Genomic DNA, 12,578 nt, shown 5'->3' on the forward strand with positions numbered 1-12,578 from the left:
TCGTGCTCACGCGCCGCGGGTCACGGATCTCGACGGCGATGTCTTCGACCCGCGCGGGATACCGGAGGAGCTTGATGTCGCGCCATCGCCGGTAACTGCTGTCGTCCGCGAGATTCAACGGGCCCGCATGCGTCTGGAATTCTTCTTCCGATTCTGCGGCCGCAGCCATGCCTTGTGTCCTCGCTCGCGCCGAAGTCAGTTGATTGCTTGACCGCGGTTGCGAGTCATGTATTCTAATATTCGAATTTAGTGGTATTCTGACTCAGCCACGCGAAAAAGCAAACGGCCGAGTGCGCGAGAGCGAAAGTCTCCGCGGGTCGGCAGGGAATGGAAACGGTCGCCGCGCAACAGCGGGAGGGCAGTCTATGTCCGACGAAGACAAACACGGCCAGGCATCTTCCGGCGAACCGCCGGCAGCGCGTCATTCGACGCCGATGCTGGATCAGCTCGAAGCGGGGCCGTGGCCGAGTTTCGTCACCGGGCTGAAGCGGCTGCGCGACGCCGGCGACAAGGCGTATGCGCCGATGATGAACGACCTGCTCGGCCAGCTCGAACATTCCTACGAGAACCGGACCGGCTACTGGAAGGGCGGCACCGTCTCGGTGTTCGGCTATGGAGGCGGCGTCATTCCCCGCTTCTCGGAAGTCGCCGACAAATTCCCGCAATCGAAGGAGTTCCATACGCTGCGTGTGCAGCCGCCCGCCGGCTATCACTACACGACCGACCTGCTGCGTCAGCTCTGCGACATCTGGGAGAAGTACGGCTCGGGGCTGATCGCCCTGCACGGCCAGAGCGGCGACATCATGTTCCAGGGCTGCTCGACGGAGAACGTCCAGAAGGCGTTCGACGAGTTCAACGAGATCGGCTTCGATCTCGGCGGCGCCGGTCCGGCGTTGCGGACCTCGACGAGCTGCGTCGGCCACGCGCGATGCGAGAAGTCCTGCTACGACGAGGTGAGGGCGCACCGTTCCGTCATCAACGAATTCCTCGACGAGATGCATCGGCCGGCGCTGCCGTATAAATTCAAATTCAAGTTCTCCGGCTGCGGCAACGACTGCGTCAACGCCATCCATCGCGCCGACTTCGCCGTGATCGGCACCTGGCGCGACGACATGAAGGTCGACCAGGAAGAAGTGAAGAAATACGTCGCCAAGGCAGGCCGCAAATACACCATCGACCACGTCATCGCGATGTGTCCGACGCGCGCCCTGAGCCTGAACGACGACGACACGCTGGATGTCGACAACAAGTCGTGTGTGCGCTGCATGCACTGCCTGAACGTCATGAACAAGGCGCTTTCGCCCGGCGACGACCGCGGCGCGTCGATCCTGATCGGCGGCAAGCGCTCGCTCAAGATCGGCGATCTCATGGGCACGATGATCGTGCCGTTCATCAAGCTCGAGACCGACGAGGACTATCAGAGGCTGATCGAGTTCGGGCGCCGGCTGATCGACTTCTTCGCCGAGAACGCGCTCGAGCACGAACGCATCGGCGAGACCATGGATCGCATCGGGCTGCCTGCGTTCCTCGAAGCGATCGGCGTCGACCCCGATCCCAACATGGTGAACCATCCGCGGACCTCGTCGTTCGTCCGCACCGACGACTTCACCGTCGAGGCCGAGAAGTATTTCGAACGCAAGGCCCGCGAGGCGGGCCTCAACGTCGCCGCGGACTGATCGCGCCGGGTATTGGCTCCGCGGCCGGACCGGACCGGCCGCGGACGCCACCCGACAACGGGAAGGGATCGTGAGGAGTGTCGCCAACATGAACAGCACCGTTCAGCCGCGCCGTCCCGTCGAGACGGGGGTGCCGGATCCGTTCCCCTACATGCATCCGCTCATGCGCAAGAACTACGGCGCCTGGGCTTGGCACGATCGCCTGCGCCCCGGCGTGCTCCACCACGTCGCCAAGAGCGGCGACCAGATCTGGACGGTGCGTGCCGGCACCCAGCGCCAGATGGACGTGTTTACGATCCGCAAGCTCTGCGACATCGGCGACAAATATGCGGAAGGCCACGTCCGCTTCACGACGCGCAGCAACATCGAGTTCATGGTGAGTTCGGTCGACAAGGTGCAGCCCCTGATCGATGCGCTGAACGCGGCCGGCTTTCCGGTGGGCGGTACGGGCAACTCCGTCTCGATGATCTCGCATACGCAGGGCTGGCTGCACTGCGACATTCCGGGCACCGACGCCTCCGGCGTCGTCAAGAGCCTGATGGACATGATGCATCACGAGTTCACGCACGAGGAGATGCCGAACCGGGTGCGCATCACCACGTCGTGCTGCCAGATCAACTGCGGCGGCCAGGGCGACATCTCGATCAACGTCCAGTACACCAAGCCGCCGAAGATCAATCACGATCTCGTCTCGAAGGTCTGCGAGCGCCCCGCGGTGGTGGCGCGATGCCCGGTGGCGGCGATTCGTCCGGCGCTGGTCGACGGCAAGCCGTCGCTCGAAGTCGACGAGAAGAAATGCGTCTGCTGCGGTGCCTGCTATCCGCCGTGCCCGCCGATGCAGATCAACGGCGCCGACTCCACCAAGATCGCGGTGTGGGTGGGCGGCAAGCATTCCAACGCCCGCTCCAAGCCGACGTTCCACAAGCTCGTCGTCGCCAACCTGCCGAACAATCCGCCCCGCTGGCCGGAGGTCACGGAAGTCGTTCGCAAGATTCTCTATGCCTACAAGGAGAATGGCCGCGATTTCGAGCGCCTCGGCGAGTGGATCGAGAGGATCGGCTGGCCGCGGTTCTTCGAGCTGACGGGCTTTGCCTTCACCAAGCACCACCTCGATACGTGGACTGGTGCTCGAAAAACCATGAACATGTCGGCACACGTGCACTTCTGAGCCGCTCATGGCGCCTTTGACGCCGTCGAAGGCCACTCCCGCCACAGGCCAAGAGGAGATCGCGACTTGCGCTTCGGAATCGTCGTCAACGAGGGGCCTTATACCCGCCAGGCGTCGGACTCGGCCTATCTGTTCGCCAAGGCGGCGTTGGCGAAGGGGCACGAGATCTTCCGCGTCTTCTTCTATCACGACGGCGTCAACAACGGGACGCGGTTCACGGTGCCGCCGCAGGACGACCGCAACCTGCAGCGGTTGTGGAGCGAGCTCGCGGAGACGCACAAGCTCGATCTCGTGGTGTGCATCGCGGCGGCGCAGCGCCGCGGCATACTCGACGCCAATGAGGCGAAACGGCAGGGCAAGGACGGCGACAACATCGCGCCCGGCTTTCGCATCTCGGGTCTTGGACAACTGATCGAGGCGGGCATCCAGGCCGATCGCCTGGTCGTTTTCGGCGATTGAGGAATGCGCGATGTCTGAGCAGGCCAACAGGAAGAAGTTCCTCTACGTCAACCGCAGGGCGCCGTACGGGACGATCTATGCGCTCGAATCGCTCGAGGTCGTGCTGATCGGCGCGGCCTTCGAGCAGGACGTCAGCCTCGCCTTCATCGATGACGGCGTCTACCAGCTGGTCGCCGGGCAGGACACCGCCGGCGTCGGCATGAAGAATTTCTCGAAGACCTATCGCGCGCTCGGCGACTACGAGGTGCGCAAGCTCTATGTCGAGCGCGAATCGCTCGCTGAGCGCGGCCTCACGGTCGAGGACCTGATGCCGATCACCTATGAGGACGAGGACGACGACTACGCCGAGAAGCCGTCGATCCATCTCACCGACCGTTCGGAGATGGCGAGACTCATCGCCGAACAGGACGTGATCCTGAGCTTCTGAGGATGCGCATGCCGACCCTGCACACCGTCAACAAGTCGCCCTACGAGCGCTCGTCGCTGGAATCCTGCCTCGATCACGTCGCCGAGGGCGACAGCGTCCTGATGTTCGAGGATGCGGTCGTCGGCGCCCGCCGCGGCGGAAAATTCATCGCGACGCTGAAGGCCGAGCGGCCGTCATGCGCGCTCTACGTGCTCGGACCGGATCTCGCGGCGCGCGGCATCAAGCCGGCGGATATCGCGGAGGGAATTTCAGTGGTGGACTATGGCGGCTTTGTCGACCTTGCCGTCGCCAACGCACGGGTCTGCGCCTGGCTCTGACATAAGGTCGATCATTCGGGAGTGAGACAATGAGCGGATATCAAATCAACGGCACGGTCGCCGAGCACGACGAGGAAGGCTATCTCAAGGACATCGGCGAATGGAATACCGACCTCGCCGGTCTGATCGCCAAGAGCGAGAACATCGAGATGACGCCGGATCACTGGGAGGTCGTGAATTTCCTCCGTGATTACTACGAGGAATATCAGATCGCGCCGGCCGTCCGCATCCTCGTGAAGGAGATGACCAAGAAGTTCGGCAAGGAGAAGGGCGATCAGAAGGCGCTCTACGCCCTGTTCCCGTACGGCCCGGCGAAGCAGGCTTGCAAGATCGCCGGCCTGCCGAAGCCGACCGGTTGCGTCTGACGGGGCAGCGCAGCAGTCCGCGCGGGAGAGAGGGCGATGCTGACGTCGGTCTTTGCGGTGATGCTCTATATGGCCACGCTCGTGATGGCGGCGGGCCTCGGTCATCGCATCTGGCTTTACGCGACGACGCCCGCGCCGCTGAAGATTCCGACCATGCCGGCGCCGACGACGCGCGGCGGCGTCGTGCTGCGAATGCTGTCCGAGGTCGTGGTCTTCCGCAGCCTGTTCAAGGCGAACAAATGGATCTGGCTGTTCGGCTGGGTCTTCCATGCGGCGCTGGCTCTGGTCGTGATGCGCCACCTGCGATACTTCCTGCAGCCCGTGCCGGAAGCCATCGTTCTGATCCAGCCGTTCGGCGTGCTTGCGGGCATCGCGATGGTCGCTGCGCTCGTCGCGCTCTGGGCGCGTCGCCTCCTCGTGCCCCGTATCCGCTACATCAGCAGCCCGTCGGACCACCTGATGCTGGTCCTCCTGCTTGCGATCGGCGCAAGCGGGCTCGCGATGAAGTTCTGGGCCCACACCGACATCGTGGCCGCGAAGGCCTTCTGCCTGGGCCTCGTCTATCTCGATTGGCAGCCGCTGCCGGCCGATCCGGCGCTGCTGGTCCATCTGACCCTGGTCGCGGTCCTGATGCTGATCTTCCCGTTCTCGAAACTGCTGCATGCGCCCGGCGTGTTCTTCAGTCCCTCGCGCAATCAGGCGGACGACAGCCGGGAGCGGCGGCACGTTCCGCCCGTTCGGCTCGAAGCCGTGCCTCGCTAGGCCCCAGGAGAACAGCGCCATGGCGGCAGAACAGAGCAAGTTTGATCCGGTCGCCGACGGACGGGGCGATCCGCTCGAGATGCCCCGGCTTGCCTGCGGAGCCATGGCGGCATCGAAGCCTTACGTCGCGACTCCGGCACATCAGCAGGCGCTCGGCTTTCCCGGTGAACTGGTCGAGGACTGGCAGGACAAGGCGATTGCCCGTCTCGGCGAACTGCTCGAGGAGTCGCGGTCGCTGCGCGTCTATCTGGACGCCTGCGTTCGCTGCGGCGCCTGCACCGACAAGTGCCACTACTTTCTGGGTACCGGCGATCCCAACAACATGCCGGTCGCCCGCCAGAACCTGCTGCGCAAGATCTACCGGCGCTACTTCACCCTGAGCGGCAAGCTCTTTCCCTGGCTCGTCGGCGCGGAGGATCTCACCAAGGACGTGCTCGAGGAGTGGTACAGCTACTTTCACCAGTGCTCGCAGTGCCGCCGATGCTCGGTGTTCTGCCCGTATGGCGTCGATACCGCCGAAATCTCCATGGCCGCGCGCGACATCATGGATAGCATCGGCCTCGGCCAGAAATATTCCAACGAGATCATCGGCAAGGTCTTCAACATCGGCAACAACCTCGGCCTGCAGCCCAAGGCGCTCAAGGCCACGCTTGCGGGGCTGGAAGAGGACATCGAGGAGGAGACCGGCGTCCCGGTCCGCCTGCCGCTCGACGAGAAGGGCGCCACCATCCTGCTGGTGACGCCGAGCGCCGACTTCTTTGCCTCGCCGCACATGGAGGGCCTGATCGGCTACGCCAAGGTCCTGCACGAGTCCGGCGTGAGCTGGACGCTGAGCACCCAGGCCTCGGAGGCCGCCAATTTCGGCATGTTCGTCGGGTCGCAGGATGCGATGCAGAAGATCGCGCTGCGCATCCGCAAGGCGGCGCAGGATCTCGGCGTCAAGCGCATCGTCTTCGGCGAATGCGGGCACGCCTGGCGGGTGGCCTACAGCTTCCTCGACACCCTCGCCGGGCCCTTCGATTTTCTCGACCGCAACTATCCGGTTCCGCAGCACATCTGCGAGTTCACCCACGACCTCATCCAGCAGGGCAAGCTGCGGTTCGACAAGTCGAAGAACGACGAGTTTCGCCTGACGTTTCACGATTCCTGCAACGTGGCGCGCGCCTCGCGCATGGGGCGAGAGCCGGGCGGTCAGTTCGAGATTCCCCGCGCCGTTCTTCGCGCGGTCTGCAACCACTTCTTCGACATGGCGCCGGACACGATCCGCGAGAGCACGCTGTGCTGTGGCGGCGGCGGCGGCCTGCTCACCGACGAGTTGATGGACCTCCGCCTCAAGGGGGCGATGCCGCGCATGCGCGCGCTGCGGGAGGTCGCCGAGGAGCATGGCGTGACGCACATGGCCGCGATCTGCGCCATCTGCAAGGCGCAGTTCTCGAAGGTTCTGCCGCAATACGGTTTCGAGATGGACGCAATCGTCAGCGTTCACCAGATGGTCTCGAACGCGCTGGTCCTGACCGGATCGCGCCAGGAGGCCGAGCTGGATGGTAAGGCCGAAGTCGCCTTGCAGGAGGCGTGAGGGAGCGGGTCATGAGCGAGACGGTCTCAACCACGAAGCGGAGTTTCCGCCGCTTCAAGAGCGGCGACACGATGTGGAACGATCTGACCCGGAAGATCTTCCAGGCCGATCACTCCCACAAATGTCCGACCTATGTCCACCGCACGGCGCCGTGCCAGGGTAGCTGCCCGTCAGGCCACGACATACGCGGCTGGCTGGCGATTGCGCGCGGCATGGACAAGCCGCCGGTCGCCGGCATGGCATGGCAGGAATACGCCTTTCAGCGCATGGTCGAGGCCAACCCGTTTCCCGCCACGATGGGCCGCGTCTGTCCCGCGCCGTGCGAGGACGGCTGCAGCCGCAACGAGGTCGACGATTTCGTCGGCATCAATGCCGTGGAGCAGTATGTCGGCGACTGGGCCATCGAGCACAAGCTGTCGCTGCCCGCGGCGCCCGCGCCGGACGGCAAGCGCGTCGCGGTCGTCGGGGGCGGTCCGGCCGGTCTCGCCGCGGCCTATTTTCTCAGGCGCAAGGGCCATGCGATCGTGCTGTTCGATGCGCATGACAAGCTCGGCGGCATGATGCGCTTCGGCATTCCCGGCTACCGCACGCCGCGCCAGATGGTCGACGCGGAGATCGATCGGATTCTCGCGCTCGGGGGCATCGAGACGCGGCTCGGCGTCACCGTCGGCAAGGACGTTGCGCTCGACGAACTGGATCGGGAGTTCGATGCGGTCTACTGGGCCTGCGGCGCCCAGAAGGGCCGGCCGCTGCCGGTACCCGGCGCGGACGCCGAGAATTGCATCACCGGCGTCGAATTCCTCGATGCCTTCAACCAGGGCTGGGTGTTCTCGACGGCCAAGCGCATCGTCGTGGTCGGCGGCGGCGACACCTCGATCGACGTCGCCTCGGTGGCGCGTCGTCTCGGCCACATCGGAGTGACGAACCCGCACGACACTGCCGACCACGCGGCCTTCGGCTTTACCGCGCAGGACGTCGCGGGAACTCTGCGGCGAGAGGGTGTGGAGGTTGTACTCACATCGCTCTTCCCGGTCGAGCAGATGACCGCGGCCGAGCACGAGCGTGAAGACGCCAAGCGGGAGGGCGTGGAGATCAAGGGCGGCGTCATGCCGCTTGCGATCGTCAAGGACGCGCAGAACCGCGCCACCGCCGTGCGCATGTGCCGATGCACCATGAAGGGCATGACGCCGGTCCCGGTCGACGGCACGGAGTTCGAGATCCCCTGCGACATGATCATTTCCGCGATCGGACAGATGGCGGATTTTGCCGACGGGCTCGAGAAGCTGGACGGCGGACGCGGCGCCATCGCCATCGACGGCTCCTACAAGGTCCGCAACACCGCCAAATATTTCGCCGGCGGCGACGTCGTGCGGCCGCATCTGCTGACGACCGCGATCGGTCATGGCCGCATCGCCGCCGAAACCATCGACCGCTTCCTCGCCGGTCTTCCCGAAGACAGGCGGCCGAAGGTCGACGTGCACCAGTTCAATCTGCTGCAGGAGTTGCACGCCCGCGGCCTCGATCCCGACCCCTACGACCACACCCAGAGGCGCGGGACGTCGGGCGGCAGCTTCGCAGTCCACAACTACGAGGATCGCTCGGCGACGCAGGTGATCTCGCACGAGGAGCTGTTCAAGGGGCATTTCGGCTTCGTCCCGCGCGGGCGGCGCGCCACGCGCGAGGTCGGCGCCGAGAGCGTGCTGGGCGATTTCGAAGAGCGCATGCATGGACTGACCGAGGAGCAGGCCCGCAAGGAGGGCGAACGCTGCATGAGCTGCGGCCTGTGCTTCGAGTGCGACAATTGCGTGATCTTCTGTCCGCAGACCGCGGTGCAGCGCGTGCCGAAGAAGGAGCGCGCCGTCGGCCGCTACGTCACCACCGACTACACCAAGTGCATCGGCTGCCACATCTGCATGGATGTCTGCCCGACCGGCTACATCCAGATGGGGCTGGGAGAGTAGAGGGATGCGGCGACCCCGGACCATGGCGCCGATCGTGGCCTCGATGGTCATCGTCGCCGCTGTCTCCGGCATGAGCGCGTTTGCCGGGGACGGCACGCCCGTTCCGCATCCGCCCAGGGGCAAGGGCGAGCGCTGCGTCGCCGACACCGGCTTCATGCGCAAGAACCACATGAAGATGCTGCTGCATCACCGCACCGAGGCCGTGCACCTCGGCGTGCGTACGCCGCAATACGACCTCAACGGCTGCGTGAGCTGCCATGCGGTCGAGGGTTCCGACGGCAAGCCGGTGAGTTTTGCGAGCGATCGGCACTTTTGCAAATCTTGCCACAGCTACGCGGCGGTCTCGATCGACTGCTTCGAGTGTCATGCCTCGCGGCCCGAGGTGCAGGGCAAGACCGCATTCGTCGCGCCGGCCGACAGAGAGGTTGCAGCGATCGATCGATACCTGCGGGACATCAGGCCATGAGCACCGAACCGCAGCAAGCTCTCCCTGACCGCAGGACCATGCTGCGCGGCCTCGGCGGCGCCTTCGCGACGCTGCTCGCGCCGGGCGTAACTCTCTACGCCTTCGGCGCCAACGACGCGCAGGCGCAGGCGTCGCCAAAAGTGCGCTGGGCGCTCCTGATCGATCTCGGCAAATGTCCCGCCGGCTGCGACCTCTGTGTGACCGCTTGTCGCGAGGAGAACGGCTGGCAGGGAAACGGGCGGGCGGAAACCGACGCGCAGTGGATCCGCAAGGTGCGGCTGCGCGACGCGCGCACCGGTCAGGATCGCGAGGTCCCGGTGATGTGTCAGCATTGCGACAAGCCGGCCTGCGTCGACGTTTGCCCGACCGGCGCCTCGTTCAAGCGGCCGGACGGCATCGTGCTCGTCGACAAGCACATCTGCATCGGCTGCCGCTTCTGCATGATGGCGTGCCCCTACAAGGCGCGCTCCTTCGTGCATGAGCCGGTGACGGACCAGAAGCCCTGGGCGCCGCGCGGCAAGGGAACGGTGGAAGGCTGCACTCTCTGCGTCCATCGCTTGGACGCCGGGCGGCCTCCCGCCTGCGTCGAAACCTGTGCCGCCAAGGGCGGCGGCGCGATGCTGTTCGGCGATCTCAACGATCCCGGCAGCGAGATCGCGAAGGCTGTCGCAAGGCACGCGCCGGCGCAGATCCGCTCCGACCTCGGGCTGGAGCCCGCGGTCCGGTATCGAAACCTCTGAGGGACGGCGGAGCGCGAATGGCGAAGCTCAGGTTCCAGCGGCTCGAACGGTCCAGCCCGGCATCATGGGCCATGATCGGATTGCAGGTGCTGCTGCTCGCTCTCGGTCTGGCCGCGGCGCTCTATATGGAGGAGCACGGTCACGCCGTCAGCGGAATGAGCAACCAGATCGTCTGGGGTCTGCCGCATGTCTTCGCGGTCTTCCTGATCGTCGCGGCGTCCGGCGCGCTCAACGTCGCCTCGATCTCGTCGGTGTTCGATCGTCCCGCCTACAAGCCTTATGCGAGGCTGTCCGGCCTGCTCGCGATCGCGCTGCTCGTGGGCGGGCTCGCGGTCCTCGTCCTCGATCTCGGCCGGCCGGAGCGGCTCCTGGTGGCGATGACCACCTACAATTTCAAATCGATCTTCGCCTGGAACATCTATCTCTATTCGGGCTTCGTGCTGATCGTCGGTGCCTACCTGTTCGCCATGATGGACCGGCGAGCCTCGCAGTCCACTCGGCTCGGCAAGACGATGGGATGGATCGCCTTCGGCTGGCGTCTCGTGCTGACCACGGGCACCGGCTCCATCTTCGGCTTCCTTGCGGCACGCGAGGCCTACGACGCCGCGATCATGGCGCCGCTCTTCATCGCGGCGTCGTTCCTCTACGGGCTCGCCTTCATGGTGCTCGTGCTGGCGGCCGCAAACCGCGACGCGGGGCACGAGCTTCTGACCGCCGACATCGGCAAGAGCTTCCGCTTCCTGTTGAGCATTTTCGCGCTGTCACTCCTGTACTTCACGGTCGTTCACCATCTGACAAAGCTCTATGCGGGCGGCCATCGAGGCGTGGAGATTTTTCTGCTCCGCGATGGCGGCATCTATACGCTCCTGTTCTGGCTCGGCCAGATCGCATGCGGGACGCTGCTGCCGCTCGGACTGCTCGCCGCGGCGCGCGATCCGGCGGCGGTTCGCCGTGCGCTTCCGCGGGCCTCCCTTCTCTTCCTGATCGGCGGTCTTGCGCAGATGTATGTCGTCATCGTCGGAGGCCAGGCCTATCCGTTGAAATTGTTTCCCGGCTTCGAGGCGTCGAGCTCGTTCTTCGACGGCGTCGTCGCGAGCTATCATCCGTCGCTGCCGGAGTGGCTGCTCGGCATCGGCGGCATGGCGCTGGCGCTGCTGCAGGTCAGTCTTGCGCTGCGGTTGATGCCGTTCCTGCCCGAAGCCCGGACGGCTGATCGATCACCGGTGGCGGCGTGACCATGGGCAGGCTGTTCATTTCTGCGACCCACAAGTCCTCGGGCAAGACCACGATCTCGGTCGGGCTTGCCGGCGCGCTCGCCGCGCGCGGCCTGGCGGTCCAGACCTTCAAGAAGGGTCCGGACTACATCGATCCGATGTGGCTTGCGTGGGCGAGCGGCCGCGCCTGCTACAATCTCGACTTCAATACCCAGAGCGAGCCCGAGATAATGGCGAGCTTTCGCAGCCGCTCGCGCGGCGCCGACATCGTGCTGGTCGAGGGCAACAAGGGACTTCACGACGGCGTCGATCCCGCGGGAAGCGACAGCAGCGCGGCGCTGGCGCGCCTGCTCCGCACGCCCGCGATCCTGGTGGTGGATGCCATGGGCATGGCGCGGGGCATCGCGCCGCTCGTGCTCGGCTACACGGCGTTCGACCCGAAGGTCGACGTCGCCGGGATCATCCTCAACAGGGTCGGCGGGGCGCGGCAGGAGTCCAAGCTCCGTCAGGCGCTCGAACGTTACACCAGCGTGCCGGTGCTGGGCGCAATCGGACGCGACGACGCGCTCGCGGTCGCGGAACGGCATCTCGGCCTGACGACGCCAGCCGAAGATGCCGGCCGCGACGAGAAGCTCGCGCATATGGGTGAGGTGGTCGCGCGCAATGTCGACCTGGATCGGCTGACCGCGATCGCAGCGGCGGCGGGACGTCCAGCGGGACCTGCCGTGATCGAGATGCCCGCGCCGCGCGACATCCGGGTCGCCGTGGCGCGCGACGCTGCCTTCGGCTTTTACTATGCCGACGACCTCGAGGCGCTGGAGCGGGCCGGCGCGAAGCTCGTCTTCGTCGATCTCCTGCGCGACGAGCGGCTTCCGCCGGTCGACGCGTTGTTCATCGGCGGCGGCTTTCCCGAGACGCAGGCGGCTGCGCTCGCCGCCAACGGCGCAATGCGCGCTCATCTGCGCGCTGCGATTCGTGGCGGCTTGCCGACTTATGCCGAATGCGGCGGTCTGATGTATCTGACGCGTTCCATCGCATTCCGCGGCGAGGTCCACGACATGGTCGGGGTCGTCCCGGCCGACACGGTCGTAGGCCAACGCCCGCAGGGGCGGGGCCTCGTCGTTCTCGAGGAGACGGCTGATGCGCCCTGGCCGTTCCGGCCAGAGCGTTCGTCGATTCCGGCGCACGAATTCCACCACGGCGCGCTGCGGGACATCGATCCAGGCTGCCGCTTCGCCTATCGCGTGCGGCGGGGCCATGGCGTGGACGGCGCGCGTGACGGCATCGTCATTCATAATCTTCTCGCCGGCTTCAGTCACTTGCGCGACACCTCGCGTCATCGCTGGGCGCGGCGCTTCATCTCGTTCGCGCGCATGGTGCGCAACAGCGGCGGCTGCGCCGCTGCGGATCGGAGGCAGCTTGCCGAGCATTAGGGCGTGCGGGAACG

General features: G+C 65.6%; 13 protein-coding genes. All 13 read left to right on the forward strand.

Going from position 1 to position 12,578, the window contains the following annotated elements:
• Positions 1 to 365 precede the first annotated feature (365 nt).
• The 13 genes from dsrA to KGM94_RS00695 all read left to right on the forward strand — a co-directional run bounded on the left by dsrA (position 366) and on the right by KGM94_RS00695 (position 12,564).
• On the forward strand, positions 366 to 1,676 hold the full coding sequence (gene dsrA, locus KGM94_RS00635) for a dissimilatory-type sulfite reductase subunit alpha (RefSeq protein ID WP_300253843.1): 1,311 nt from the start codon (positions 366 to 368) through the stop codon (positions 1,674 to 1,676).
• A gap of 88 nt (positions 1,677 to 1,764) precedes the next feature.
• Positions 1,765 to 2,844, forward strand: coding sequence for a dissimilatory-type sulfite reductase subunit beta (gene dsrB / locus KGM94_RS00640; RefSeq protein ID WP_300253845.1), 1,080 nt, complete (start codon positions 1,765 to 1,767; stop codon positions 2,842 to 2,844).
• A 66-nt stretch (positions 2,845 to 2,910) separates the two neighbouring features.
• Entirely contained in the window at positions 2,911 to 3,303 is a 393-nt protein-coding gene (gene tusD, locus KGM94_RS00645; protein WP_300253847.1) for a sulfurtransferase complex subunit TusD, read from the forward strand.
• Positions 3,304 to 3,313: 10 nt separating this feature from the next.
• Positions 3,314 to 3,730, forward strand: coding sequence for a sulfurtransferase complex subunit TusC (tusC, locus tag KGM94_RS00650; RefSeq protein ID WP_300253849.1), 417 nt, complete (start codon positions 3,314 to 3,316; stop codon positions 3,728 to 3,730).
• 8 nt (positions 3,731 to 3,738) lie between these two features.
• Positions 3,739 to 4,047, forward strand: coding sequence for a sulfurtransferase complex subunit TusB (tusB, locus tag KGM94_RS00655; protein ID WP_300253851.1), 309 nt, complete (start codon positions 3,739 to 3,741; stop codon positions 4,045 to 4,047).
• A 29-nt stretch (positions 4,048 to 4,076) separates the two neighbouring features.
• Positions 4,077 to 4,412, forward strand: coding sequence for a TusE/DsrC/DsvC family sulfur relay protein (locus KGM94_RS00660; protein ID WP_300253853.1), 336 nt, complete (start codon positions 4,077 to 4,079; stop codon positions 4,410 to 4,412).
• A 36-nt stretch (positions 4,413 to 4,448) separates the two neighbouring features.
• Positions 4,449 to 5,174, forward strand: a complete 726-nt coding sequence (locus tag KGM94_RS00665; RefSeq protein WP_300253855.1) for a respiratory nitrate reductase subunit gamma — start codon at positions 4,449 to 4,451, stop codon at positions 5,172 to 5,174.
• A 19-nt stretch (positions 5,175 to 5,193) separates the two neighbouring features.
• The gene (dsrK, locus tag KGM94_RS00670; protein ID WP_300253857.1) at positions 5,194 to 6,750 is read left to right on the forward strand and encodes a sulfate reduction electron transfer complex DsrMKJOP subunit DsrK; all 1,557 of its coding nucleotides are present in this window, start codon (positions 5,194 to 5,196) and stop codon (positions 6,748 to 6,750) included.
• Between the two features lie 11 nt (positions 6,751 to 6,761).
• Positions 6,762 to 8,711 carry an NAD(P)-binding protein gene (locus KGM94_RS00675; protein WP_300253859.1) on the forward strand — a complete coding sequence of 650 codons (1,950 nt, stop codon included), beginning with the start codon at positions 6,762 to 6,764 and terminating at the stop codon, positions 8,709 to 8,711.
• 4 nt (positions 8,712 to 8,715) lie between these two features.
• Positions 8,716 to 9,177, forward strand: coding sequence for a hypothetical protein (locus KGM94_RS00680; RefSeq protein ID WP_300253861.1), 462 nt, complete (start codon positions 8,716 to 8,718; stop codon positions 9,175 to 9,177).
• Positions 9,174 to 9,917, forward strand: coding sequence for a sulfate reduction electron transfer complex DsrMKJOP subunit DsrO (dsrO, locus tag KGM94_RS00685; RefSeq protein WP_300253863.1), 744 nt, complete (start codon positions 9,174 to 9,176; stop codon positions 9,915 to 9,917). The genes KGM94_RS00680 and dsrO overlap by 4 nt, the downstream gene beginning before the upstream one ends.
• A 17-nt stretch (positions 9,918 to 9,934) precedes the next feature.
• Positions 9,935 to 11,152, forward strand: a complete 1,218-nt coding sequence (gene nrfD / locus KGM94_RS00690) for an NrfD/PsrC family molybdoenzyme membrane anchor subunit (RefSeq protein WP_300253865.1) — start codon at positions 9,935 to 9,937, stop codon at positions 11,150 to 11,152.
• Positions 11,153 to 11,154: 2 nt separating this feature from the next.
• The gene (locus KGM94_RS00695) at positions 11,155 to 12,564 is read left to right on the forward strand and encodes a cobyrinate a,c-diamide synthase (protein WP_300253867.1); all 1,410 of its coding nucleotides are present in this window, start codon (positions 11,155 to 11,157) and stop codon (positions 12,562 to 12,564) included.
• Positions 12,565 to 12,578: the final 14 nt, after the last annotated feature.

It is taken from the genome of Bradyrhizobium sp. (assembly GCF_028868675.1).
In the GTDB taxonomy this organism is placed as follows: Bacteria; Pseudomonadota; Alphaproteobacteria; order Rhizobiales; family Xanthobacteraceae; genus Bradyrhizobium.